This is a genomic window from Monashia sp. HAY1-2A (assembly GCF_056755315.1).
Window position 1 is genome coordinate 1 of the sequence record NZ_JBNDHY010000394.1, and the last position, 275, is coordinate 275.

A 275-nucleotide genomic window follows, 5' to 3' on the forward strand; every position below is an offset into this window, starting at 1 on the left:
CCCCCCCCCCCCCCCCCCCCCCCCCCCCCCCCCCCCTCCCCCCCCCCACACCCCCCCTCCCAGATTACTACGCGTCTCGTGGGCTCGGAGATGTGTATAAGAGACAGGGGTGGGCCACCTGCCGCTCCTCGTCCCAGGCCGGCTCGAGCATCTCGATCCACGTCGGGCTGCTGACCATCACCGGTCCGGGCCGCACGTCGTGAAGACGGCCTGCCTGGCCCCGACGGCCGCGGCGTAGAGCTCCTGTCTCTTATACACATCTGACGCTGCCGACG

Annotated in this window: 1 protein-coding gene; it reads left to right on the top strand. The window is 71.6% G+C overall.

Features of this window, described 5'->3' with window-relative positions; genetic code table 11:
- The coding region (locus ACPYOM_RS22445) for a hypothetical protein (RefSeq protein WP_481347656.1) at positions 1 to 203 on the top strand (203 nt) is incomplete at its 5' end.
- Positions 204 to 275: the final 72 nt, after the last annotated feature.